The following is a 24,229-nucleotide window of genomic DNA, read 5'->3' as shown; positions in this document are numbered from 1 at the left end:
GTCAGATGTCGAGGAAGCGCACGTCGCGCGCATTTTTCTGGATGAAGCTGCGGCGCGACTCGACGTCCTCGCCCATGAGCACGGCGAAGATCTCGTCCGCCGCGGCAGCGTCGTCGAGCGTCACCTGAAGCAGCACGCGGCTGTCGGGGTCCATCGTGGTCTCCCACAGCTCCTGGTAGTTCATCTCGCCGAGACCCTTGTAGCGCTGGATCGAGTTGTCCTTCGGCAGACGCCACCCCTTGGACTGACCCTCGGCGACCATCGCGTCGCGCTCGCGGTCGGTGAAGGCGAACTCGTGGTCGTGGTTGGACCACTTGAGTCGGTAGAGGGGCGGCTGCGCCAGGTAGACATACCCGGCCTCGATGAGCGGCTTCATGAAGCGGAAGAGCAGCGTCAGCAGCAGGGTGCGGATGTGCATGCCGTCCACATCGGCATCGGCCATCAGCACGATCTTGTGGTAACGCGCCTTGGAGATGTCGAAGTCCTCGCCGATGCCGGTACCGAAGGCCGAGATCAGCGCCTGGACCTCCTGGTTGGCCAGGACCCGGTCGATCCGTGCCTTCTCGACATTGAGGATCTTGCCGCGGATCGGCAGGATCGCCTGGTTCTCCGGGTTGCGACCGGCCTTGGCCGAACCTCCGGCGGAGTCGCCCTCGACGATGTAGACCTCGGAGACCGTGGGGTCCTTGGTCTGGCAGTCGGACAGCTTGCCGGGCAGGCCGCCGGACTCCATCAGGCCCTTGCGGCGGGTGGCCTCGCGCGCCTTGCGGGCGGCCATCCGGGCAGCGGCGGCGTGCACGGACTTGCGCACGATGTCCTTGCCCTCGTTGGGGTGGGCCTCCAGCCAGTGACCGAACTCGTCGGTCATGGCCCGCTGGACGAAGCCCTTGACCTCGGAGTTGCCGAGCTTGGTCTTGGTCTGGCCCTCGAACTGCGGCTCACCGAGCTTGACCGAGATGACCGCCGTCAGGCCCTCGCGGATGTCGTCACCCGTGAGGTTGTCGTCCTTGTCCTTGAGCAGGTTCTGCTTGCGCGCGAAGTCGTTGACCATCTTGGTCAACGCCGACCGGAAGCCCTCCTCGTGCGTGCCGCCCTCGTGCGTGTTGATCGCGTTGGCGTAGGTGTGCACCGACTCGCTGTAGGCGCTCGTCCACTGCATGGCGATCTCGAGGGAGAGCTCGCGCTCGGTGTCCTCGGTCTCCATCGAGATGATCTCGGCCGTGACTGGCTCGGCCTTCTTGGAGCTGACGAGGTGCTGCACGTAGTCGACGAGGCCGTTGTCGTACCGGTAGGAGACCTTGCGGGCCATCTTGGGGGCGGCCGTCTGCTCCTCGGAGTCGACGACCTCGGTGATGTCCGCGTCGACCTCGTCCAGGTCCTCGTCCTGGTCGGCCTCGGTGGGCTCGGGAACCCGCTCGTCGACGAGGTTGATCGTCAGGCCCTTGTTGAGGAAGGCCATCTGCTGGAAGCGGGCCCGGATCGTCTCCCAGTCGTACTCGACCGACTCGAAGATCTCGTCGTTGGCCCAGTAGGTGATCGTCGTGCCGGTGGCGTCGGTCTCCTCCTCGCGCTCGAGGGGTCCCAACGGCACACCGTGCTCGAAGGACATCCGGTGCGCGTACCCCTTTTGCCGCACGCACACGTCCATGCGCTTCGACAGGGCGTTGACGACGGACGAACCCACACCGTGCAGACCACCGGACACCTTGTAGCCACCGCCGCCGAACTTGCCTCCGGCGTGCAGCTGGGTCAGGACGAGCTCGACGGCCGAGATGCCCTCGGCCTCGTGGATGTCGGTGGGGATGCCGCGACCGTTGTCCTTGACCCGGACCGCACCGTTGTCCATGAGGGTGACGTCGATGGTGTCGGCGTGGCCGGCCATCGCCTCGTCCACGGCGTTGTCGACGATCTCCCACACGAGGTGGTGCAGACCGCGCTCACCGGTGGAGCCGATGTACATGCCGGGCCGCTTGCGCACCGCCTCGAGACCCTCGAGCACCTGGATGGCGCTCGCGTCGTACTCGGGGCTCCCCGTGTCCGGGGACTTGGGCTGGATCTCAGGCGACTGCTCGTCTGCCACGGTGCTCCTCGAGCTGGTGCGGTGCATGGATTACCGCGGGCTGGCCCTCAGGGCTGGCACCGCGGCCTCAACCCTCTGATTCTACCCCGTCAACGCCTGACGCGACGCATCTTCGGGGCCCGTGTGGGCACTTCTCACCGCAGATCCCCGCCGCCGACGACTCCCGGTACGTCAACCGGCCCCTGCGGCGCTCTGAGAGCCGCTCCCGGCGACCGGCTCAGTCGCAGCTGCCGACGGGCAGCTCGCCGCGGTGCGCGCGCAGGGCTGTGGTCAGCTCGTCGGCGATTCCCGTGCCCTCCGCGTGGGTGCCCGACCGGACCTGCAGGGTGACGGCGGTGTCCCCCTTCGTCCCGGGCACGATGCCCAGCTGGCGCACGACATATCCCTTGGGCGTGGACCCCCAGCCGCCCTTGTAGCGCGCGCCGTCGATGCCGCCCAGCCCCCACCGCTGGCCGTCGACGACCCGGCCCATCGCGTCGGTGATGGTCCTCGATCCCGCCAGACAGGGCAGCGCCGCGGTGAAGCGCGTCTGGTCGGTGAGTCGCCAGGTCGCCTGCCCGAAGGGGGAGAAGCCGACGACCGTGACCTGTGGCGGGACGCCGGTCCGGTGATCGCGACCGCGCTGCAGCTGGTCCTCGACGGCGGCAGCCGCGGCGTCTCCGCCGCCCAGGTCCGCCCACAACCGGCCCGCGGCCTCGTTGTCCGAGGCCGTGAGCGAGCGGTCGATGTCGGCCTCCATCCGCTCACCGTGACCGGCTCGGACGACGGCCAACGACAAGGGCACCTTGATCGTCGACCACGCGACGAGCGGTTGGGGGTCGCCGACGACCTGCACCTTCCCCGTCGTCCCGACAGGGGCCCAGGCGATCGCGATGTCGGCATCGGGGTGCTCCGCCACGACCCGGCCGACGGCTCGGGCGAGCGCCCGTGGGGGCTTGGTCCTGCCGGAGGTGGTCGTCGTCGCGGAGGATGTGCGCTCGGACGTCGAGGCCGAAGCGCTCTCGGAGGGTCCTGCGTCGGGTCCCGCGCAGGCCGTGGTCAGACACATGGCCAGGCCCAACCCTGCGACCACCAGGCGGCGCACCACGTCAGTAGAGGATGACGACCGCGTCGTTGCCACCGGTGCAGCGGGTGACCGCCTCGCCGGTGCACTTCATCGTGTAGCTCTGCTTGGTCACGGGGCTGCGGACCTCGATGCTGGCCTTGCCGTCCTTGGGCTCGGCACCCAGGTAGGCGTCGCGCACCGCGCCGGCGAAGGCGCAGGAGGTCACGTCCGTGCCGCGACCGACCGCGACACCGTCCTTGGGTCCGTCGCACTCCGTCGTCCCCGCAGGCAGCTTGCCCGAGCGGGTGGGCGACGAGGACGAGCTGCTGGAGGACGAGCTGGACGAGCTCGTCGGCTGCGATGTCGAAGGAGTCGTCGGCTGCGGAGAGGTGGTCTCGGTGACCGTCGTGGACTGCGCGGTCGGCTCCTCGTCACCCCCGAGTGCCATCACGGTGCCGCCGACGCACAGCCCACCGAGGAGGACACCCCCGATGAGCATCCCGACCATCGCCACGGGGGAGAGCCCGCGTCGAGGTGACTGCGGGTGGAAGGGCTGCTGGTACGACGGCTGCTGGTGGCCGCCCGGGGTGGGCGCGGCGCTCCACGTGCTCTGTGATCCGGCCGCCGGTGCAGCCGCAGGAGAGGGAGTGGGGTCCGCCTGCCACCACGCATCGGGAACCGCCCCGTGCGGGGTCGGCTCGGGCTCGATGACGGGAGCCGGTCGCACTGCCTGGGTCGCCTGCTCGCGACGGCGCAGCTCGACATCCTGGGTGGGCTCGTCGTCGGGGTGCTGCTCGGCGAGGGGGGCCGTCCGCGACCCCTCCGATGCGGGACGCATCCGCCCTGAGGGCGTCGGGTCGCCGAAGAAGTCGTCGAAGGCGTCGCCGCCTCGTTCGTCCTTCGGTCCGCTCATGGTGCACTCCTCGCAGGCATGGTTCCGCCCCCGGAATCAAGAGCGGCATCTCACGATGCCATAACAACCGGGGGGGTCCGCCAATCGTGCGTGACGGCGGACACCCCTCGTGGTCCGTCAGGCGCCGGGGACCCTCCGGTCGATCTGCATGACGACGGCCTTGGGCTCGGTGAAGAACTCCCGGCTGAAGTTGCCACCCTCACGCCCGACGCCGGAGTCACCGACACCGCCGAAGGGAGTGCGCAGATCCCGGATGAAGAAGCAGTTGACCCAGACCGTGCCCGCCTTGAGGTTGGAGCTGACGCGGTGGGCCCGCGAGAGGTTCTCGGTGAAGAGCATCGCGTTGAGCCCGTACCGGGTGTCGTTGGCCAGGTGGACGGCCTCCGCCTCGGTCTCGAAGCGGTTGACGACACAGACCGGACCGAAGATCTCCTCGCAGTACTGCTTGGAGTCCAGCGGCAGGTTGACCAGGACCGTCGGACGCACGAGCCAGCGGCCGTCCTCGTCGACACCGCCGGTGAGCATCCGCCCGCCCTGCTCCTCGATGCCCTCGAGGTAGCTCGACACCTTGTCGAAGTGCTTCTTGCTCGCGAGCGAGGAGTACTTGACCTTCGGGTCGAAGGGGTCGCCGATCGTCAGCGCCTCGGCGGCCGCGACGAAGCGCTTCATGAACTCGTCGTAGATGCCGGACTGGACGAAGAGACGCGAGCCCGCGAGGCAGATCTGCCCCGAGTTGCGGAAGATCGCCTCGACAGCCCAGTAGACGGCATTGTCGATGTCCGCGTCGTCGAAGACGATGTTGGCGCCCTTGCCGCCGAGCTCGAGCGAGACGGGGGCCAGGTGGGTCGAGGCCGAGGCCATCACCGCCTTGCCGGTCGTCGAGGAACCGGTGAAGGTCACCCGGTCGACGCGGTCGTCGGCCGTGAGGGTCGATCCGGCCGGCGCACCGTGCCCGTTGAGGACATTGAGGACGCCCGGGGGGAACCCGGCCTCGACGGCCAGACGACCCAGGAGGGTCACCGACGCGGGAGTGTCCTCGCTCGGCTTGATGATGCAGGTGTTGCCCCACGCGATGGCCGGCGCGATCTTCCACGTCGCCATCATCAGCGGGAAGTTCCACGGCGAGATCGCCGCAACGACCCCGACAGGGCCGAACTCGCTGTAGGTGTGGTGACCCGACGGCATCGGGTAGACCTCGCCGGTGTGGTCGCGCTGGTGGTCGGCGAAGAAGCGGAAGTTGGCCACCGACCGACCCACGTCGTGCTTGGCCTGGGCGAAGGGCTTGCCCATGTTGGTCGAGTCGAGCGTGGCGAGGTCATCGGCCCGCTCCTCCATGAGGTCCGCGAGCTTGTGGATCGCGGCAGCTCGCTCGGGGCCGGTCATCCGCGGCCACGGACCCTCGTCGAAGGCCCTGCGGGCGCTGGCGATCGCTCGCTCGGCGTCCTCGGCGCCACCCTCGGCCGCCTGGGCGAAGACCTCCTGGGTGTAGGGGTTCCACACGTCGAAGCGCTCGCCGGAGAGGCTCTCGACCTCGACGCCGTCGATGATGTGACCGAAGAACTGGGTGCTCATGAGGTGCTCTCCTGGGGGTCTGCAGCCTGCGCGGCCTTGCGCTCGGTGATCGTGACGTCACCGGCTGCGAAGTAGTCGGTGGGGATCTCGTTGACGAGGACCCGGATGGCCTCCTTGGGCGCGACGCCGGTGTCGACGAGCGCCCCGGTGATCGCCGAGATCATCGATCGGATGGTCTCGGGCGTGCGCCCCTGCGTGAGCGTGACCTGGACGACGGGCATCTCACTCGCCCCCGTGGATCCGCACGGAGCCCAGGTTGGTGAAGTGCAGCGAGATCGAGGACCCCGGGGGCGCGAAGTAGGCATCGGTCATCCCGCCGGTGAGCACGATCCACCCGGGCTCGATGGCGTGACCGCGCTTGGCCAGGTCGTTGGCGGCCAGAGCGAGTGCCTCGCCCGGGTGGCCCTGCACGGCGGCGCCGGTCGCCGAGTCGACGACCTGACCGCCGACCTCGACGAGCACGGCCTCGGTGGACAGGTCCAGCGCGCTCGGCGGCACCGACACCGGACCGGTGACGAAGGCGCCCGAGCTCGCGTTGTCGGCGATGACGTCACCGGCGGCGAACTTGAAGTCCTTGTAGCGGCTGTCGATGACCTCTGCGCCGCCGAGGACCTGGTCGACGGCCGCCATCGCCTGTGCGGCGGTGACCCCGGGGCCCTCGAGCCGCTCACCCATGACGAAGACGAGCTCCGGCTCGATGCGCGGGTGGATCAGCTTGTCCTGCGGCACGGGGTCGCCGGCCGGCAGGATCATCGCGTCCGTGAGCCACGCGACGAAGGGGGTCTCGACGCCCATGCGCTGCTGCTTGGCCCGCGAGGTGAGCCCCAGCTTGATGCCGATGAGCTTCTCGCCGCGGTCGAGGCGACGCTGGAGGGTGAGGTCCTGGATCTCGTAGCCGGTGGCCACGTCCAGCTCGGGCCACTCGTCGGTGAACTTCACCCGGTCGCGGCGCTCGTCCTCACATGCCAGGAGCTCGGTCGCGACCGACTCCACATCCCATGCCGCCATCAGACGCTCGCCTTCTTCTTGCCGTCACGCAGCTCGAGCGCCACGTCGATGATCATGTCTTCCTGGCCGCCGACGTAGCCGTACTCGCCAACCTTCATCAGGATCTCGTGGGCCGGGACGCCGTAGCGCTCGGCCGCGCGCTCCGCGTGCAGCAGGAAGGAGCTGTACACACCCGCGTAGCCCTGGGTGATCGAGGAGCGATCCATGATCGGCATCCGGCGGATGAAGGGCTTGACGACGTCCTCGGCGGCGGCCAGGACACCGTTGATGTCGACCCCCGTGTGGATGCCCAGCCGCTCGAAGGAGGTCGCCAGCACCTCGGTGGGGGAGTTGCCCGCACCGGCGCCGAGGGCGCACAGCGAGCCGTCGATCTGCCGGGCACCGGCCCGGTAGGCCAAGACGGAGTTGGCGACGCCGAAGGACATGTTCTGGTGACCGTGGTAGCCCACCTGGGCGTCGTTGCCGATCTCTGCGACGATCGCGGACACGCGGTCCGAGACGTCCTCGAGGATCAGGGCGCCGGCGCTGTCGACGACGTAGACGCACTGGCAGCCCGCGTCGACCATGATGCGGGCCTGCTTGGCCAGCTCCTCCGGGCTGATCATGTGGCTGAGCATGAGGAAGCCGACGGTCTCCATGCCGAGCTCACGGGCCGCCCCGAAGTGCTGGATCGAGACATCGGCCTCGGTGCAGTGGGTGGCGATGCGGGCGATCTGGGCGCCCATGTTGTGCGCCTCGTGCAGCTTCTCCACGGTGCCCAGGCCCGGGAGCATGAGGACGGCGATCTTGGCCTGGTGCGCCTCGGCGACGGCGGCCTTGATGAGCGACATCTCGTCGACGGCGGAGAAGCCGTAGTTGAAGGAGGATCCGCCGAGACCGTCACCGTGGGTCACCTCGATGACCTGGACACCGGCGTCGTCAAGGGCACGGACCGTGGTGCGCACCTGCTCCTCGGTGAACTGGTGGGACATGGCATGCGAGCCGTCGCGCAGGGTGGTGTCGGTCAGCCGGACGTCGACACCCCCCGTGAAGTCGGGGATCGGATGGGTCATCTCGGTGCTCATGCGGGGACCTCCTGGCCAGTCGTGGCGGCGTCCGTGGCGACCCAGCCGGAGTCGACCCCGAGCTTGTGGGCCACCATCATGTCGCCCACGCGGGCGGCGGCGGACGTGATGATGTCGAGGTTGCCGGCGTACTCCGGCAGGTAGTCGCCGCGACCCTTGACCTCGATCGGGACGGTGACGCGAGCCATGCCGTTCCACAGGTCACGGGCGTCGTCGAACTGCGGGTCGGCCCGAAGGTGGTAGCCGGGCACGTACTCCTGGACCCGGGCGACCATCGCGTGGATGGACTCCTCCAGCCGGTCGCGCAGGGCGCCCGCCTCGGCCGCGGCCTGGGGGATCGCGCAGAAGACGGTGTTGCGCATCATCAGCGGGGGCTCGACGGGGTTGAGGATGATGATCGCCTTGCCGCTCTTGGCGCCACCGACGACCTCGAGCGCCTCGCTCGTCGTCTCGGTGAACTCGTCGATGTTGGCCCGGGTACCCGGGCCGGCCGACTTGCTCGAGATCGAGGCGACGATCTCGGCGTAGGGGACGTCGACCACCGAGGAGACGGCGGCGACGATCGGCGTCGTCGCCTGGCCACCGCAGGTGATCATGTTGACGTTCATCGCGTCGAGGTTGAAGTCGAGGTTGACCGGCGGGCAGAGGTAGGGCCCGACGGCGGCTGGCGTGAGGTCGACGGCGAGGATCCCGGCCTCGGCGTACTTCGGCGCGTTGGCCTGGTGGGCCTTGGCCGAGGTGCACTCGAAGACGACGTCCGGCAGCTCGTCCTGGGCGAGGAGCCAGTCGACGCCCTCGTGGCTGGCCTCGAGGCCGAGCGTCTTGGCGCGGCGCAGGCCGTCGCTGCTCGGGTCGACGCCCACCATCCAGCGGGGGTCGAGCACCTCAGAACGACGCATGAGCTTGAACATGAGGTCGGTACCGATGTTGCCGGGGCCGACGATGGCAGCAGTTCCCTTGGTCCTGGTGGTCATGGGTGCACCTTTCACTTGTCTGCGAACACGGCGGTGACGCTGCCGAGACCACCGAAGGTCGCGGTGAAGACGTCGCCCGGCGCGACGGGGACCATCGAGGTGACGGACCCGGGGAGGATGATGTGGCCGGCCTCGAGGGTCGTGCCGAGGGCACCGACCGTGTTGGCCAGCCACACGAGGCTGGTGATGGGGGAGCCGAGGACGGCGCCACCGGCGCCGGTCCCGACGACCTGGGAGTTGCGGGTGAAAACACAGCCCGTGAGACGCAGGTCGACGTCCTCCAGGCGGGTCGGCGTGGAGCCGAGGACGAAGCCGCCGGAGCTGGCGTTGTCGGCGATGGTGTCGACGAGCGTGATCTTCCAGTCCGCGACGCGGCTGTCGACGACCTCGAGGGCCGGCAGCACGTAGTCGATCGCGTCGATGGCCTCGGTGACGGTGACCCCGGGGCCGGTGAGCGGCTTGCGCAGGACGAAGGCGATCTCGGGCTCGACGCGCGGCTGGAGATAGGTGTCCAGCGGGATCGGCTGGTGCTCCAGGTGGGCGAAGTCGTCGGTGAGGTGACCGAAGTCCGGCTGGTCGACGCCCAGCTGCTTCTGCATGGCGAGCGAGGTCAGACCGACCTTGTGCCCGATGATGCGGCGCCCCCCTTCGGTCCAGGTGCGCACCTGCGCGAGCTGGATCGCATAGGCGTCCTCGACGGTCAGGCCGTCGAACTGCTCGGTGAGGGGAGCGGTCGGGGTGCCGGTCTCGTAGGCCTGCAGCAGCAGCCGCGCGGCCTTGGCCTGGTCGGGGGTGGACTCCATGGTGGTCACGCTAGGACTGCCCTTCGTGGGTCGGGGGTCTCGTTCCCGCGGGGGGAACGGTGCTCTGGCTGGATCGCGGTGGCCTGCATTGCCCTAGGGCAATGCAGGTTTGCTTGCATTGCCCTAGGGCAATGCGGGTGTGGCGGGTCAGGGAACGTAGCTCTTGGCGATGCGGTTGGCGGCGGCAGTGAGAAGGGGGACGACCCGGCGGATGTCGGCGTCGATGAGCGGCGTGGGGCCGAGGACCGAGATGGACCCGACGGCCATGCCGCGGGAGCGGATCGGGACGGCCACCGAGCTGGCCCCGACGAAGGAGCCGGAGTGCAGCACCGCGTGACCGCGGCGGCGCACGTCGGCGAGCGCCGCGTCCCACTCGGAGGCCCTGCGGATCGTGCCGCGCGCCTTGGGCGGGAAGCCCGCCTCACGCCGGTCGTGCTCCACGGTCGGGTTGAAGGCCGCGATCGCCAGGCCCGAGCTGGTGCAGTGCGCTGGCTGGCGGCGACCGCTGTGGCCCAGGATGCGCACCCCGTCCATCGACTCGATCCGCTCGATGTAGACGACGTCCGCACCGTAGGGGACGCCGAGGTTGACCGTGTGGCCGGTCTGCTCGGCCACGGCCTGCATCACCGGCAGGGCCACGTGGCGCAGCCCGTTGCGGGCGTGGGAGAGCATCCCGAGCTCGTAGAGGTGCAGGCCCAGCCGGTAGAGACCGTTGGCGTCCTGCTCGACGAAGCCGCGCCCCGCGAGCGTGCTGAGCACCCGGTGCGCGGTCGACTTGGCGACGCCCAGCCTCCGGGCGACATCCGAGACCCCGAGCGCCGAGTCCACGGCGAAGCACTCGAGCACGTCGAGCGCGGTGCCGACCGACCGGAGCCCACCGGCAGCGGCCCGCTTGGGGGTCGAGGTGCACCAGGCATCCTCGGAGGCTGTCTGCGGGAAGGGGTCGTGAGTCGCCGTGGTCATCGTCGTCCACACTTTCTCTGGGTCGGTGCGTTCACTGTCGCCCCGGACTGGGGCATGATCAAGGAGTGCGTTCCGATCAACGAAACGAGCCACCGCTGTCGGTGGTGGGCCGGATCACCGCGATCCTCACCGTCATCGAGCAGGCGCCGGGGTCGGTCGGCATCAGTGAGCTCGCTGCCGCAACGGGACTGGCGAAGGGGAGCGTCCACCGGCTCGTCGGGCAGCTGCTCGAGGAGCGCCTCGTGGAGCGCTCTGCGGATGCCCGGCTGACGCTCGGGGTTCGCCTCTTCGAGCTCGGCTCGAGCGTCCCCCTCCCTCGCACGCTCGCCCAGGCGGCTCGGCCGCTGATGCTCGACCTGCACCACGCGACCGACCGGCAGGTCCACCTGGCGGTGCTCGACGGGGTCGAGGTCGTCTACGTCGAGATCGTGCACGGCGGTCTGCCACTCGCCTCGAGCGTCGGTGGCCGACTTCCCGCCCACGCCACGGGCGTGGGCAAGGCGTTGCTCGCGTACTCGCCGCAGGCGGTCGTGGCCGAGCGGGTCGAGGCGGGCCTCGACCCGATGACACCGCGCACGATCTCCACACCGGCCGGGCTCACCAGGGCCCTGCAGGACATCCGCACGGTCGGCACCTCCTACGACCACGAGGAGTCCCACCTCGGGGTCTCGTGCGTCGCAGCGCCCGTCTTCGGCGCGGACAAGAAGATCCGGGCCGCTCTGTCGGTCACGGGGCACACCCCGCGGATGGACCTGCCCCTCCTGGGGGTGGCCGTGCGCACCGCAGCCTTCACGCTCTCGCGACAGCTGCGGGACGCCGGCCTGTAGCTCACCGTCGGCCTTGGTCGTCAGCTCAGGGTCATCGCTTGATGAGCGGGCTCTTCAGCCCGGAGCCGTTCTTGTCGGACTCGTCGAAGAAGTCCTCCCGGAAGATGTCCCGGGGGAACAGCCGCCGGCTCATCAGGGTCTTCAGGGCCGCGTCCACCATCGGCGGGGGACCGCACAGGTAGCCACGGCAGCCGATGAGCCGCTCGTGGTCGGCCTCGATGACCGTCGTGACCATGCCGTAGGCGTAGCCGTCCGGGTCGTCACCGTCCGCCGCGACGTCCTCGGGGGTCTCGTCGGAGAGGCAGGGCCGGTACGTAAATAGCGGGTACTCGTCGTGCAACATTCTGAAGGCCTCGACGTCGTAGAGGTGGGCACGGGTACGCCCTCCGGCGTAGAGGGTGATCTCGCCCTCGTACTCGCCGGCCTCGAAGGCGTGCCGCACCATCGACTTCAGCGGCGCGACGCCGGTGCCACCCCCGACGAGGATCGCGTGCTTGTCGTCGCCGGTCTTGAGCACGAAGCGGCCGTACGGCCCCGACATCCGCACCTGCTCGCCCTCCGCGAGGGTGGCGAAGACCCAGCCGTCGGTGCCGCGTCCACCGGGGACATTGCGGATGTGGAACTCCAGGCGCGTGGTCTCGCCGGGGGGCGAGCCGATCGACCAGGTGCGATCGACCGCTTCGTCACCGTCGGCGACCGGCACGGAGAACTTCATGTACTGGCCGGCGTTGAAGCCGATCTCGCGGTCGAGCTCGACGACCAGTCGCTTGGTGTCCTGCGCGATGTCCTCGAGGACGACGACGGTGCCGGTGTAGTCCTCGACCGGGAAGACCTCCATGTCCTCGTCCACGTCGAGGTCGGCCTCGATCGTCACGTCCTCCCGCGGTTTGGCGCAGCAGGTGAGCAGCTTCCCTTCGTCCCGCTCGAAGTCCATGAGGGCGAAGGTGCTCGCCTCACCGAGGTCCACCTCACCGTCGAGCTTGTCCACCTTGCAGGTGGCGCAGGTGCCGTGGGTGCAGCTGTGGGGCAGCCACACCCCCGCCCGGAGGCAGGCATCGAGGATCGTCTGGTCCTCGTCGCACTGGACCTCGCGGCCCACGGGTTCGACGGTGATCGTGTACTTGGTCATGGTTTCTCTCCTGGAGCGGGACGAAGGGGGCAGCTTCAGGCAGCCACGCGGGTGCCGATGACGTCCTTGTGCCGGACGCCGAGCTCGGCGAGGGTCTGGCCGTCCTGCGGCTCGAAGGGCTTGCCGTGCAGGGTCCACGCCCGGCCGGCGGCCGGGTCGTAGTCCGGGTCCTCCTCGGCGAAGGGCACGAACATCTGGGTCCGGAAGTCCGCCCAGGTCATCTCGCGCGGCGCGCGGAACATGACCGGTGCGGCGAACCACAGCGTGTCCTGGAACCACACGGACACGAGCTGGTCGTCGCCGTAGTTCTCTGCGGCGGACCGCGAGGGGAAGTTGTACTCGCCCAGGCTCTTGATCGCCATGTCAGGCACCTGCCTTCGTCTCGTCGCTTACCGTGCTCGTCTCTGCCGCAGCCTCGCCCTGCCAGGCCACCCAGTTCTTGTGGTCGCGCGAGCCGAGGTACTCACCCGCGTCACCGTCCTGCAGGCCGTACCAGTCGAGGACCTCCGGGATGGACGGGCCACCGCAGTTGCCCTGGAGGATCTGATGGACGGGCAGCCACGCCTGGCGGTACTTCTCCGGCTCGCGGTCGAAGATCCACTGACACCCGTTGGAGCAGGTGTGGTAGATCTCGCCCTCGAACTCGGACTCGTGCTGGGCGAGGACATTGGGCTCGCCCGGCTCGGTGAAGAGCATCGGGACCTGGCAGACCTGGCACAGCTGCGGCAGGCCGCGAGCGAAGTGACGCCCGCCGTTCTCGATGTTCTTCTTCTCCTTCTCCCACAGCGGCCGGTAGTACGTGTCGAAGGTGTCCGGGTATGCCTGCGACAGCCAGTCGAGGTGCTCGTCGGTCGGAGCGCTCGTCGTGAATCCGGCGGCGAAGGAGAACTGGTAGAGGGTCCAGTACACCTGGTGGGAGAGGACCTCCTTCTCCTTGATGGCGTCCTCGACGTGGCGCGGGGGCTTGATGCCGTAGAAGGCGAGGTCCTGGAAGAGGCCGCCGAGCATCTGCTCCTCGAAGTACAGCTCGAAGGACTCCTTCCAGCTCATGACCTTGCGCGGCAGCATGTAGTCGAGCATCTGGGCGATGAGCGCCGTGACGCGGTAGGAGCGCCAGAACCACTTGTCGATCCAGCCCTGGACGATCTCGACATTGGCCTCGTCCTGCTCGAGGAGGAACTTGATCGCCTCGAGGCCGAGGGTCATGTGACGCGACTCGTCGGACTGCGCGGAGAAGCCGAAGGTCATCGTCGGCAGGTCACCGTTGAAGGACGCGCCGGACATGAAGGGCACGAAGAGCAGGTTGGTCAGCAGGTACTCGAAGGAGAACCCGACGGCGATGAGGAACTCGAAGGGCCCGCAGGAGAGGGCGTCCTCGAAGAAGCTCTTGGGAACCGACAGGTACCAGACCCGGTCGAACTGCTCGGGCCAGTTGTGGAAGCCCGAGTAGTGCTTGTTGTAGTTGCTCAGGGTGTGGATCTCGGTCTGCATGTGCCGGATCTCGTCGATCGACTGGCACAGGGCCGCGAAGCGCGGGCCGGGGCCGGCGAAGTGCCGAGCGAGGTAGGCGAAGTGGCGGTGCGCGCCGTACTCCAGCGGGGTGACGCCCTGGATGAAGAGCTTCATCGCGTTGAGATAGGAGGCGTCGGTGAGGCCGAGGTGGCCCTGGCCCTGGGCGAAGCCGTCGATGACGGCATAGAGGCGCTTGTCCTTCTCCGCCTGGTACTTGCAGTACGAGTCGATCGTCAGGCGGAAGGGGTCCTCCCAGGCCGCCCAGTCGTGGATCTTGATGCCCTCGTACTCGAGGTGCGGGAACATCTCGTCCTTGGTCACATAGCTGGGCTCCCAGTCGAGTCCGCGGGTGAGGGCCTCGTAGCGGGCCTTCATCGACAACTTCTTGGGCTTCTTGCTCTTCTTCTCGGGTGCGAGAGTCATCTCACGTCTCCTGTGAACGTCGTTGTTCGGTCTGTTCTTCACGCGGGTCGAGGTGCGAGGCCGGCTGCGGCCGAGCCTCGAGACCCCCTGCTCAGTGGTCCCAGGCGATGACGATCTCGTCGTCATCCCATTCCTGGATGTTGCCGAAGTAGCTGACGATGGACATCTGGAACTCGTGGGTCTCCCACTCGCGCCCGACCTTCTCCTCGACAGTCTCCTGGTTGATCACGATCCGTCCGGGTGCAGTGATCCGAACGAGGCCCGGGGTGTGCATGACGGTGCACTCGGGGTTGTCCTGCTCGATGGCCTCGATGACGGGCCGGTTGTTCTCGGACTCCTGGATGACGACGCCGACATCGCGCACGGTCTTGGTCTGGGTCTGATCAGCTGTTGTCTGCTCGCTCATGGCGCTCTCCTTCTCTCAGGCCTGCTCGCCGGTGTGCGCGGAGCGCACCTCGGCGGCCTTGGCGGTGATCCGGTCGACGGCCTTGATCCCGTCGCCGAGCAGCTCCTCGATCCGGGCGGCGAAGGGGGTGACCGCCTCCAGTGCCGTGTCGACAGCGGCGGCGCCGTGCTCGGCGAGCAGCGCGGAATTGGTCTCACCGAGCTCGGGGTCGGCACGCCAGGCCTTGTACAGGGCGTCGATCCACTTGCGGTTGTCGTCGAACCAGCTCGACATGTGCTGCGAGATGAGCGAGTAGGCGGGCGCCCCGCTGTTGACGGCCTCGTCGTCGAGGTAGCGGTAGAGCAGGTCGTAGAGCAGGTGGTCGACGGCGTCGAGCTGCAGGAGCGCGACACCCCAGTCGGACTCGACGATGGTCTCCTCGGCGAGCTTGCGCAGGGGCTGCAGCGCCGCGTCGTCCATCCAGTGCTCCTTGGCCTCGGTCAGGAGGTCGGCGGTTCCGCCACCCAGGGCGATGCCCGCGCGGCTGAGGACCTGGGCATTGCCGACCCGGTCGAAGCCGGAGTAGGCCGCCGCCTGGGTGATCGTGGCGCCGAAGGCGAAGCGAGCCATGCCGCAGAGGATCAGCTGACCGGCGCTCTCCAGGTGGCGCAGCGGGACGACGAGCTCGGTGAGCACGCCCTTCCAGCCGTCGGAGAGGCGCTCGAGCAGGCCACGGTCCTCGATGTACTGCAGCGAGGTGGCGAAGGCCTCGTGGTGAGCGGCCCGGGCCGTGACGTAGGGGGCGTAGTAGAACTGCCGCGGGTCAAGGAAGGAGTAGGTGTCAGTCAGCCGGAAGACGCTGTAGGAGTCGTCGTAGATCTCCCGCGTCGGGTCCCAGGTGGGCCGGTAGTGGAAGTTCTCCTTCGGCTGCACGTCGATGGTGCCCTCGAGATAGCGCGAGGCCGGCTTGTCGCCATAGCGCTTCGCGATGTGGGTGAAGGTCTGCCGCTGGGGTTCGATGACCTGGGTCTTGAGTTCGTACTGCACTGGACGTTCTCCTCGGTCGTGGTGGGGCGAAGGGGGGTCAGGCGGAGGTCGGCGTGTCGGCGCCGGCCTCCAGGAGCTGGACCAGCAGGTCCGGCAGGGCGTCAGGACCGACGAGCTCGCGCGCTTCGTCCCCTTCGTCGAAGGTGCCGACGATCCGGCCGAAGGCGCGCCCGTCGGCGAAGGCCGTCGAGCAGCGCGCGCCGGCGTCGCCGTAGGTGACGGTGAAGGCCAGCTCGTCGGGGAGGGCCTCGTCGACGAGGTCGAGGTGCTCTCGGCCGGGGCCGAGGATCGCGTTGCCCTCGCAGACGTACTGCTCGGCCAGCGAGCGCAGAGCGACGTGCCGGTCGGCGCCGGTCCCGGTCGCGACACGCTTGCTGATGCGGGTCTCCGGGACGGTGGTGCCGCCCGGGGCCAGCCCGGCCAGGTCCTGCTCCGGTGTGCCGACAAGCTCGGCCACGCGGGTCATGAAGGGCGTCATCCGCTCGTCTCCCTAGGGTCGATCGGAGTACGGGCTTCGCCCATCACCCCGATGTGATGTGTGCTGACGAACGTAGGCCGGTCGCGGGCTCCCCACGATCCACCCGACGCAACCTCTGTCCACCTGACGCACCCGGCTGGTTGGCCAGAGGTGTTCCGTGGTCCGGAACGCCTCGAGGTGGGAGACTGGTGGAGGTCATCATCGATGGAGCAGTGATGATCGCGAGAGGAGTGCGATGAAGCACCTTCGGGAGACCGCCCCCCGGTTCGAGGACTGGGAGGGGCTACAGGAGGCGCTCGCCGATGCCTACTTCCCGCACGCGATGCACCCAAGCTCCTCCCCGCGGGAGGCCGCAGCATCCGGCCTGGAGGTCATCGACCTCGGCAGCTGCCGGCTGGCGCACATCCGCTTCGGCGCGACGGTCGGCATCGAGTCCGACCACCCCGGAGCGGTCGCGGTCAACATCCCGCTGAGCGGCCACCTCGCCTCACGCATCGGCAGCCTCGACTTCGACGCCGGCCCCGGTCAGGCGACGGCCTTCCCCGCGGACACCCCCGCGCGGATGCCGGCGTGGACCCCAGACGCGGACGTACTCGGGCTGCGTATCGACGCCGAGCACCTGCGCCGGGAGAGCGAGCGGGTCTTCGCCCGCAAGGACGTCGTGCTCCCGACCGACATCGACCTGCGCACCCCGGCGGGGGCTGCGTGGTTCCGGATGGCGCGCACGACCTTCGACAACGCCCGCGACTGCGGCGGCGTCCTCTACCGCGACCCGCAGGTCGCCGCCTCCGTGGCGAGCATGCTCGTCACGGGGCTTCTCCTGGCCGCGGTCCCGGAGGAGCCGCCGACGCGTGGCACCCTGCGCCCGAGACCGGTCCACCGGGTCATCGAGGCGATCGCGCTCGACCCCGCGCGGGCCTGGTCTCCCGCCGACCTCGCCGAGATCGCGGGGGTGAGCGTTCGTCGGCTGCAGCAGTCCTTCCGCGAGCACGTGGGCACCACCCCCTTCGCCCACCTGCACGACGTGCGGCTCGAGCGCATCCACGACGACCTCGTCCACGGACGGGGCGGGACGGTCACCGACGTGGCGCTGTCGTGGGGGGTGACCCACCTGGGCCGCTTCGCCGCGGCCTATCGCGACAAGTACGGCGAGCTGCCGAGCCAGACCCTGGCCACCGCCAGCTGAGGTCCGTCCGAGCTGAGGTCAGCGAGCGGTGACCGCAGCCGCTCCAGCAGCCGCGACCTGCTCGTCCTCCTGCGCCGACCCGCCCGAGGCACCGATCGCTCCCACCAGCTCTCCGTCGACCACGATCGGGATGCCGCCACCGAAGGCCGCGACCCCGGGACGGTTACCGATCCCCCGGATCACGGCGTCCTCCTGGGACAGCGCCTCGTACAGCCCGGCGGTCGAGGCGCCACCGAAGCCGACGGTCGTGCACGCCTTGTCGATGGCGATCGGACCGGAGTGGACGAAGGCGCCGTCCATCCGGGCGAAGGTCAGCAGCGCGCCACCGGTGTCGACGACGGCGATGTTCATCCGCAGGCCGTGCTCGGTGGCGTGCGCCAGGGCAGCGGACAGCGCCGCCCCGGCCCCCTCGAGGGTCAGGACGGCGCTGCGACGGGTGTGGCTCATCAGGTGAGGACGCTCGTGAAGCGCTCGTTGAGCTCGCGGGAGTGGTAGAAGATGCCCTTGCCGATCTGGTCGACCGTCCAGACATTGGTCGGGCGGTCCGGGAAGGCGAGGTAGCCGCCGCCGAAGACCTCGTTGCGGTTGCCGCTCGGGTCGAAGAAGTAGGTCGTCTGCCCGCGGGTGATGCCGTGACGGGTCGGCGTGACGTCGACCGACACGTCGTCCATCGTCAGCAGGTCCGCAGCGTGCCCGACCTGGCTCCAGTCGTCCAGGCGGAAGGCGAAGTGGTGCAGCTTGCCCTGCGGCCCGCCGATGATCGCCATCTGGTGGATCTGGTTGTTGGAGGTCAGCCAGGTACCAGCGAGCTCGTGGTCGTCCTCGAGGCTGGTCTGGATCCGCTCGGTGGGGTAGAAGTCGAAGACGTCGATGAGCAGCTTCTCCATCAGCTTCGGGTCCTCGGCCGTGATCAGCGAGTGGTCGAGGGCCGGGACACCGATGCCGACGAGGTGCCGGGGGAAGGGGTCGGGGTTGTGCGTGCCGACCTCGGTCCCGATGGCCGTCTGGGAGTGGTAGACCTCGAAGACGTGGTCGCTCGTGGTGGTGAAGCGGATGCCGTCACCGACCTCGGGGTTCTCCCCGGCGGACATCCGCTCGACGGTCAGCCCGAAGGTCTTGGCCTTGTTCTCGATGGCCTCGATGTCGGCCTCGTGCTGCACCTTCCAGCCGTACTTGACGACGCCGACACCGCCCTCCTCGAGGACGACGGAGTGGTGGTCCCACTCGTCCCAGCCCTTGTAGAAGACCCGCTTGTTGCCCTCGGGGGAGACGTCCTCGAGGGTCTCGTACAGGCCCATCGTCGACCCGTAGTGGTTCTTGGCCTCGGTCATGTCGGTGACACGCACGTGGGCGTACCCCATTCGCATGATGCCCATGTCTACTGCTCCTCCGGTGCGTTGCTGGCCGCCCTGGCACGCTCGCGTGCCTTCGCGTTGAGCTGGCCCAGCAGGGGGTTGACGAGGCGCAGGGATGCGTCTCGCATCTGGATCGTCAGGTCCACGTCGGGGACTGCACGACAGCTCAGGCAGGTGCCGTCGGTGCGCTCCTCGGCCGTGATGACCGAGTCGGCCACGGGTCGGTTGTAGGTGAAGGACCCCTCGAGGACGTCCACCTTGCAGATGCCGCAGCCTCCGCGTCGACAGCCCACCGTGCACGCATAGCCGGCCTTCTGCAGACCGGCCAGCACGGTGTCGTCGGGCGAGATGAGGATCTCGGCCCCCGACGGCTGCACGATGATGGTTGGCACCGAGCACTCCCTCGTGGTCGACATCGAGGCATCGGCGCCCCGTTGCCTCGACTCTCCCCCACCACGGGGACGAAGGGGGGTGGCGTTCCCCTTCGCGGAACGGCCGTGCGACCAGATCAGCCGTTGTTGCGCTGCTTGGCCCGGATCATGTCGAGGGCCAGCACGGCGCCGATGGTGCCCAGCTTTTCGGGAACCGGGACCTGCGGGACGAAGCCGAGGACATAGCGCTCACGCCCGAGGAAGGCTTGGGCCACGCCCGGCCAGCTCCGGCTGGCCGTCGCGGCCAGACCCCCAGGACCGGTGACGGTGAACTCGCGGTCGAAGATCGACCCCTCTAGACGCAGCACCGGGCCGGTCACGAGCTCGATGCGCAGGGACTTCTTGAGGAAGGTGAACTCCTTGACGATCTGGGCCAGGGGTTGGCCCCACCCGTCGTGCACCTCGAAGCGGTCCAGCCCCAGATTGGGGATGTCGTTGACGCGCAGGAGGAGGCTGTTGTCCCCGTCGACCACCGCGAGCTGGCGGTTGCCCATGAACATCCGGCTCGCCGCGCTGCCCTCGGTGGCGATCCGCCCGATGGGTCGCCCGCCCAGGTCGTGGATCCCGAAGTCGCTGGAGAGGAAGGACCGCACCTGGTCCATGACGATGGCATCGGTGGTGAGGATTCCCATGGGTCCATCCTCCACCTGCATCACCCGTAGGTGTCGCGCGGCCCCCGGCCGTCACTCGTGCGGCGCAGACCCCGCGACCACGAGGGTGCACTCGGCCCGTGGACGCGGATCTCGTGGACCACATCCGGCCCCACCGACTCGGCGATCCGCCCCAGGAGCGTGCTGGAGAGCAACCGGATCTGCGTGGCCCACGCAGTGGAGTCGGCGCGCACCGACAGCACGCCGGCCTCGAAGCTCACCGGCTCGCAGTGCTCCGCGACCTGCCGTCCGACGATCTCGGGCCACCGGCCCATGACCGACCCCGCGGCCACGTCCATCTGCCACCCGCGGTCACCCATGAGCCGCTCGACCTGGTCGCCGATCGTCTGCGGGTCGCGGCCCCCCATCGACAGGACGCCCTGGGGCTGCCACGTGCGCTTGCGCTTCGGCTTCATCCCGGGACGTAGCCCCTTCTTCGCCGCGGCTGCCCGGGCACGGGCCAGGGCGGAGGCTGCCGCGTCCTCGACGCTCGGCTCCACCTCTGACTCCTCGACACCATCTGCCGAAGGGGGGACCTCCCCTTCGCTCATGACGCCACGACCTCACCCAGGGTGACAGTGTAGGAGCGGCCCTCGAGCACGTCCGGCACGTCCTGCGGCACCGCAGCGGTGATGAGGACCTGCTCGCAGTCCGCGATCATGGCGGCCAGCCGCTCCCGGCGACCCGAGTCGAGCTCGGCGAAGACATCGTCGAGCACGAGCACCGGGTCGTCCCCGAGATCGTGACGCAGCAGGTGGTAGGCCGCCAGGCGCAGGCCGAGCGCGAAGGACCAGGACTCACCGTGGGAGGCATAGCCCTTGGCCGGCATCGGCCCGAGACCGAGGACGAGGTCGTCGCGGTGCGGGCCCACGAGGTTGACGCCGCGTTCGATCTCCTGATCCCGCACCCGGGCCATGGACTCCAGCAGCATCGTGCGCAGGTCGTCGGCTTCGGGAACCTCGCCGCCCGCGATGGCCTCGGCCGCCTCGGCGTGCAGGGAGCTGCGATAGACCGCGGTCGCCTCCGACTGGTTGGCGCTCACCTCGCGATAGGCCTCCTGCAGGTGTGGGACGAGGTCCCGCAGCAGTCGCAACCGCGCGTAGAGCAGCTGACTGCCGACGCTCGCGAGATGGTCGTCCCAGATGTCGAGGGTGCGCACCGCCTCCTCGGCTGCGGCCCGCGGGTCCACCCCCTCGGGCGCCGAGGAGCTGCGCCGGCCCCGCCCCCGCTTGCTGCCGAGCACGGCGGACGCCGACTTCAGCAGCGCACCGCGCTGCTTGAGGATCTTGTCGTAGTCCGAGCGCACCCCGGACCACCGCGGCTGGCGCTGCACGAGCAGCTCGTCGAGGAAGCGGCGCCGCTCACCGGGATCGCCTTTGATCAGGGCCAGGTCCTCGGGTGCGAAGAGGACGGTGCGCAGGGTGCCGAGCACATCACGCGTGCGGGGGACCGGTGACCTGTTGAGCTTGGCGCGGTTGGCCCGGCCGGGCGTGATCTCCAGCTCGACGAGGCTCTCGCGCCCCTCCCGCACGACCGCGCAGCGCACGATCGCCTGGTCGGCGCCGAACCGCACGAGCGGCTGGTCCGTCGCGACCCGGTGGCTGGAGAGGGAGGCGACATAACCGATCGCCTCCACGAGGTTGGTCTTGCCCTGGCCGTTGAGACCGACGAGCGTGGTGATGCCCGGCTCGAGGGCCACCTCGGCCGATGGATAGCTGCGGAAGTCGCCGACGCTCAGGTGACGTACGTGCACGTCACTCGGTCGACCCGGAACCGCTCGTCGGTCCGGGCGACCCACCGGTGCTCTGGGTGCCGGAGGTCGGGCCAGCGTCCGCGGCGTCACCCTTCGCCGACTGGCCGGGAGAGGCCGGCTTGTCGATCTTCTTCGCCTCCTGGGCCTTGCTTGCGGCGGGGGAGGCCACTCCCTTCGCCGCCTCGGCCCGCAGGTCCTCGCCCTCTGCGACGGTCATGACCTGGTGACCACCGAACTGGCCGCGCAGCGCGGCGACCGCCTGCATCGCCGGGCTGACCTGCTGACGGGATGCGAATCGGGCGAAGAGCGAGGCCGAGATGACCGGCATGGGCACCGCATTGGCGATGCCCTCCTCGACGGTCCACCGGCCCTCGCCGGAGTCGGCGGTGTAGTCGCTGACATCGTCCATGCTCGGGTTTTCCTCGAGTGCCTTGACCATGAGGTCCAGGAGCCAGGAACGCACGACGGTGCCGCGGCTCCATGCCTTGAAGGCGCCCGGGACGTCGGTGACGATGTCCTTCTTCTCGAGGAGCTCGTAGCCCTCGGCGTAGGCGTGCATGAGGCCGTACTCGATGCCGTTGTGGACCATCTTGACGTAGTGACCGGCACCGACCTCGCCGGCGTGGACGAAGCCCTCGTCGCGCGGACCCTCGGGGCGCAAGGCGTCGAAGATCGGCATCGCGAGCTCGACGTGCTGCGCATCGCCGCCGACCATCAGGCCGTAGCCGTTGTCGAGTCCCCAGATCCCGCCGGAGACGCCGCAGTCGACGTACCCGATCCCCTGGGCACCGAGCAGCTCGGCATTGGGCCCGTCGTCGCTGAAACGGGAGTTGCCGCCGTCGATGACGAGGTCACCGGGCTCGAGCCGGTCGGCCAGGTCGCTGATCACCGACCGGGTGATCTCCCCGGCGGGCACCATGACCCACACGACGCGCGGCGTCTGCAACGCGTCGACCATCGCCTGGACGCTCTCGGCGTCCGAGACCTCGGGATTGGTGTCGTAGCCGATGACCTCGTGGCCGGCATTGCGCACGCGCTCGCGCATGTTGCCGCCCATCTTGCCCAGACCGATGAGACCGAGCTGCATGACGAGAGCCTTCCTGACGGGGGCACCCTGCGAGAGGGCGAAGGGGGGATCAGCCGGCGAGTCGCACCGGCTGGAGGACGTAGCGGTAGGTCGTGTCGAGGTCGCCGTCCAGGCTGTCCTGGCCGGTGATCATCGCCGGCTTGAGGGGTGCCGTGAAGGACAGCCGGGTGAAGGTCGTGCCCAGCACTCCGAGCCCGTCGAGGAGGTAGCCGGGGTTGAAGGCGACCTCGATGTCGGGGCCGTCGACCTTGGCCTCGACCGCCTCGGACGCCTGGGCGTCGTCGCCGGTGCCGGCTTCGATGGTGACCTGGCCGTCGGTGAAGCGCAGTCGGACCGGGGTGTTGCGCTCGGTGACGAGGGCGACACGCTTGACGGCCTCGGTGAGCACGTCCGTGGCCACGACGGCCTCGGTCTCGCTCGAGCTGGGGAAGATCTTGGCGACCTTGGGGTACTCGCCGTCGAGCAGTCGACTGGTGGTGTGACGCTGGCCGGCCTCGAAGCCGACGAGCCCGGACCCACCTGCCGCGGCACCGAGGGAGATCTCGATGGAGCCGGCTGCACCGAGGGCCTTGGCCGTGTCGGAGAGGGTCCGCGCCGGGATGAGGGCGACATGGCTTGCGTCGGAGGTGTTGGGGCTCCACGTGAGCTCGCGCATCGCCAGGCGATAGCGGTCGGTGGACAGGAGGGTGACCTTTTCGCCCTCGATCTCGACCCGCACACCGGTGAGGATCGGCAGGGTGTCACCGCGGTCGGCCGCGATCTGGACCTGCTGGACGGCCTGGGTGAAGGCGGTGCCGTCGATGCTGCCGCTGCCCTCGGGCGAGGTCGGGAGGGTCGGGTACTCGTCGGCCGGCATCTGGAGCAGCGCGAACCGCGAGCTGCCGCACGTGACCTGGACCTTGGCTCCGTCGGTGGTGACATCGACCGGCTTGCCGGGCAGGTTGCGCGAGATGTCGGCGAGGAGGCGTCCGAGGACGAGCACCGTGCCGGGCTCGGAGACCTCGGCCGCGACGGTGATCCGTGCCGAGACCTCGTAGTCGAAGGTCGACAGGGTGAGCGTGCCGTCGTCCGCTGCCTCGATGAGGACACCGGCCAGGACGGGGACAGGCGGACGGTTGGGCAGACCACGGGCGACCCAGGTGACCGCCTCGGCCAGCACATCGCGCTCGACGCGGAACTTCACGACAGACCTTCTTTCGACGCGCCCCTGCGCGAGCTCATCCGAATGACACAAACGACCACGCGCAGCACAGCGCATGGATGGCTGACATTACGCGCTCAGGGCCCCGCTGGTGAATCGAGGTGCTTGTCATTTGTCGGCGTGGTTTCGGGCTCATCCACAGAGAGGGCAGCCGTCATGCGTGGGGGAGGAAATGGATGGATCTAGGACTCATCGTTGTCATAGGCGGTGTGGACACGGTGGACAACCGCCTCCAGCCCGCTGCTGCGGCCGATCTTGCCTGTGGACGACGCCGTGGATGGCACGTGGACAGGGCCGAGGGGCTGTGGGCGATGGGTGGTCGTCACCAGCCCCCCGCTGTCCT

26 protein-coding genes are annotated in these 24,229 nt (G+C 69.1%); 2 read left to right on the top strand and 24 right to left on the bottom strand.

Going from position 1 to position 24,229, the window contains the following annotated elements; all coding sequences use genetic code 11:
* Window position 1: 1 nt before the first annotated feature.
* The 10 genes from gyrB to JLI01S_RS03290 form a co-directional block, all read right to left on the bottom strand.
* Window positions 2-2,107, bottom strand: a complete 2,106-nt coding sequence (gene gyrB, locus JLI01S_RS03335; RefSeq protein WP_439645558.1) for a DNA topoisomerase (ATP-hydrolyzing) subunit B — start codon at window positions 2,105-2,107, stop codon at window positions 2-4.
* A gap of 190 nt (window positions 2,108-2,297) precedes the next feature.
* Window positions 2,298-3,164: a hypothetical protein gene (locus JLI01S_RS03330; RefSeq protein WP_157074804.1), complete on the bottom strand. Its 867-nt coding sequence runs from the start codon at window positions 3,162-3,164 to the stop codon at window positions 2,298-2,300.
* A gap of 4 nt (window positions 3,165-3,168) precedes the next feature.
* Window positions 3,169-4,038 carry a hypothetical protein gene (locus JLI01S_RS03325; protein WP_068259911.1) on the bottom strand — a complete coding sequence of 290 codons (870 nt, stop codon included), beginning with the start codon at window positions 4,036-4,038 and terminating at the stop codon, window positions 3,169-3,171.
* Between the two features lie 117 nt (window positions 4,039-4,155).
* Window positions 4,156-5,610 (bottom strand): aldehyde dehydrogenase, encoded by a 1,455-nt coding sequence (locus tag JLI01S_RS03320; RefSeq protein WP_068259908.1) that lies wholly within the window; start codon window positions 5,608-5,610, stop codon window positions 4,156-4,158.
* A complete protein-coding gene (locus JLI01S_RS03315) occupies window positions 5,607-5,831 on the bottom strand; it encodes a tautomerase family protein (RefSeq protein WP_068259905.1) in 225 nt (74 codons plus the stop codon). The genes JLI01S_RS03320 and JLI01S_RS03315 overlap by 4 nt, the downstream gene beginning before the upstream one ends.
* Window position 5,832: 1 nt before the next feature.
* Complete coding sequence (locus JLI01S_RS03310) at window positions 5,833-6,618, bottom strand: 2-keto-4-pentenoate hydratase (RefSeq protein ID WP_068259902.1); 786 nt, start codon at window positions 6,616-6,618, stop codon at window positions 5,833-5,835.
* Window positions 6,618-7,682 carry a 4-hydroxy-2-oxovalerate aldolase gene (dmpG, locus tag JLI01S_RS03305; protein ID WP_068259899.1) on the bottom strand — a complete coding sequence of 355 codons (1,065 nt, stop codon included), beginning with the start codon at window positions 7,680-7,682 and terminating at the stop codon, window positions 6,618-6,620. Before dmpG ends, JLI01S_RS03310 begins: the two co-directional genes overlap by 1 nt.
* On the bottom strand, window positions 7,679-8,656 hold the full coding sequence (locus JLI01S_RS03300; RefSeq protein WP_055989698.1) for an acetaldehyde dehydrogenase (acetylating): 978 nt from the start codon (window positions 8,654-8,656) through the stop codon (window positions 7,679-7,681). The genes dmpG and JLI01S_RS03300 overlap by 4 nt, the downstream gene beginning before the upstream one ends.
* 11 nt (window positions 8,657-8,667) lie before the next feature.
* Entirely contained in the window at window positions 8,668-9,459 is a 792-nt protein-coding gene (locus tag JLI01S_RS03295) for a 2-keto-4-pentenoate hydratase (RefSeq protein WP_068260111.1), read from the bottom strand.
* A 147-nt stretch (window positions 9,460-9,606) separates the two neighbouring features.
* Window positions 9,607-10,422 carry an IclR family transcriptional regulator gene (locus JLI01S_RS03290; protein ID WP_068259896.1) on the bottom strand — a complete coding sequence of 272 codons (816 nt, stop codon included), beginning with the start codon at window positions 10,420-10,422 and terminating at the stop codon, window positions 9,607-9,609.
* 104 nt (window positions 10,423-10,526) lie between these two features.
* Between JLI01S_RS03290 and JLI01S_RS03285 the strand changes: the two genes are divergently transcribed.
* On the top strand, window positions 10,527-11,249 hold the full coding sequence (locus JLI01S_RS03285; protein ID WP_218005450.1) for an IclR family transcriptional regulator: 723 nt from the start codon (window positions 10,527-10,529) through the stop codon (window positions 11,247-11,249).
* Between the two features lie 31 nt (window positions 11,250-11,280).
* Here JLI01S_RS03285 and JLI01S_RS03280 read toward each other — a convergent pair whose 3' ends face one another.
* The 6 genes from JLI01S_RS03280 to JLI01S_RS03255 form a co-directional block, all read right to left on the bottom strand.
* Window positions 11,281-12,378, bottom strand: coding sequence for an NADH:ubiquinone reductase (Na(+)-transporting) subunit F (locus tag JLI01S_RS03280; RefSeq protein ID WP_068259890.1), 1,098 nt, complete (start codon window positions 12,376-12,378; stop codon window positions 11,281-11,283).
* A 35-nt stretch (window positions 12,379-12,413) separates the two neighbouring features.
* On the bottom strand, window positions 12,414-12,740 hold the full coding sequence (locus JLI01S_RS03275) for a phenol hydroxylase subunit P4 (protein ID WP_068259887.1): 327 nt from the start codon (window positions 12,738-12,740) through the stop codon (window positions 12,414-12,416).
* A 1-nt stretch (window position 12,741) separates the two neighbouring features.
* Complete coding sequence (locus JLI01S_RS03270; RefSeq protein WP_068259884.1) at window positions 12,742-14,313, bottom strand: YHS domain-containing protein; 1,572 nt, start codon at window positions 14,311-14,313, stop codon at window positions 12,742-12,744.
* Window positions 14,314-14,404: 91 nt separating this feature from the next.
* Complete coding sequence (locus JLI01S_RS03265; RefSeq protein ID WP_068259882.1) at window positions 14,405-14,719, bottom strand: MmoB/DmpM family protein; 315 nt, start codon at window positions 14,717-14,719, stop codon at window positions 14,405-14,407.
* Between the two features lie 15 nt (window positions 14,720-14,734).
* Window positions 14,735-15,745: a ferritin family protein gene (locus JLI01S_RS03260; RefSeq protein WP_084349166.1), complete on the bottom strand. Its 1,011-nt coding sequence runs from the start codon at window positions 15,743-15,745 to the stop codon at window positions 14,735-14,737.
* Between the two features lie 37 nt (window positions 15,746-15,782).
* Entirely contained in the window at window positions 15,783-16,223 is a 441-nt protein-coding gene (locus JLI01S_RS03255) for a hypothetical protein (protein ID WP_068259879.1), read from the bottom strand.
* A gap of 235 nt (window positions 16,224-16,458) precedes the next feature.
* Between JLI01S_RS03255 and JLI01S_RS03250 the strand changes: the two genes are divergently transcribed.
* Window positions 16,459-17,409 (top strand): AraC family transcriptional regulator, encoded by a 951-nt coding sequence (locus tag JLI01S_RS03250; protein ID WP_068259876.1) that lies wholly within the window; start codon window positions 16,459-16,461, stop codon window positions 17,407-17,409.
* Between the two features lie 18 nt (window positions 17,410-17,427).
* Here the strand turns inward: JLI01S_RS03250 and JLI01S_RS03245 are convergent, their stop codons facing one another.
* The 8 genes from JLI01S_RS03245 to dnaN form a co-directional block, all read right to left on the bottom strand.
* Window positions 17,428-17,856 carry a GlcG/HbpS family heme-binding protein gene (locus tag JLI01S_RS03245; RefSeq protein ID WP_068259873.1) on the bottom strand — a complete coding sequence of 143 codons (429 nt, stop codon included), beginning with the start codon at window positions 17,854-17,856 and terminating at the stop codon, window positions 17,428-17,430.
* Window positions 17,856-18,785, bottom strand: coding sequence for a catechol 2,3-dioxygenase (locus JLI01S_RS03240; protein WP_068259871.1), 930 nt, complete (start codon window positions 18,783-18,785; stop codon window positions 17,856-17,858). Before JLI01S_RS03240 ends, JLI01S_RS03245 begins: the two co-directional genes overlap by 1 nt.
* A 2-nt stretch (window positions 18,786-18,787) precedes the next feature.
* Window positions 18,788-19,156, bottom strand: coding sequence for a 2Fe-2S iron-sulfur cluster-binding protein (locus JLI01S_RS03235; protein WP_068259868.1), 369 nt, complete (start codon window positions 19,154-19,156; stop codon window positions 18,788-18,790).
* Window positions 19,157-19,272: 116 nt separating this feature from the next.
* Window positions 19,273-19,827 (bottom strand): LURP-one-related/scramblase family protein, encoded by a 555-nt coding sequence (locus tag JLI01S_RS03230; RefSeq protein ID WP_157074803.1) that lies wholly within the window; start codon window positions 19,825-19,827, stop codon window positions 19,273-19,275.
* A 20-nt stretch (window positions 19,828-19,847) separates the two neighbouring features.
* The gene (locus JLI01S_RS03225) at window positions 19,848-20,396 is read right to left on the bottom strand and encodes a DciA family protein (RefSeq protein WP_068259863.1); all 549 of its coding nucleotides are present in this window, start codon (window positions 20,394-20,396) and stop codon (window positions 19,848-19,850) included.
* The gene (gene recF / locus JLI01S_RS03220) at window positions 20,393-21,598 is read right to left on the bottom strand and encodes a DNA replication/repair protein RecF (protein ID WP_068259861.1); all 1,206 of its coding nucleotides are present in this window, start codon (window positions 21,596-21,598) and stop codon (window positions 20,393-20,395) included. The genes JLI01S_RS03225 and recF overlap by 4 nt, the downstream gene beginning before the upstream one ends.
* Window position 21,599: 1 nt before the next feature.
* Entirely contained in the window at window positions 21,600-22,685 is a 1,086-nt protein-coding gene (gnd, locus tag JLI01S_RS03215; protein ID WP_068259858.1) for a phosphogluconate dehydrogenase (NAD(+)-dependent, decarboxylating), read from the bottom strand.
* A gap of 49 nt (window positions 22,686-22,734) precedes the next feature.
* On the bottom strand, window positions 22,735-23,868 hold the full coding sequence (gene dnaN / locus JLI01S_RS03210) for a DNA polymerase III subunit beta (RefSeq protein WP_068259855.1): 1,134 nt from the start codon (window positions 23,866-23,868) through the stop codon (window positions 22,735-22,737).
* Between the last annotated feature and the right edge of the window lie 361 nt (window positions 23,869-24,229).

The sequence above is a fragment of the Janibacter limosus NBRC 16128 genome (assembly GCF_001570985.1).
In the GTDB taxonomy this organism is placed as follows: domain Bacteria; phylum Actinomycetota; class Actinomycetes; order Actinomycetales; family Dermatophilaceae; genus Janibacter; species Janibacter limosus.
The sequence above is the reverse complement of the archived record's forward strand: the minus strand, read 5'-3'. Positions and strand labels throughout refer to the sequence as shown.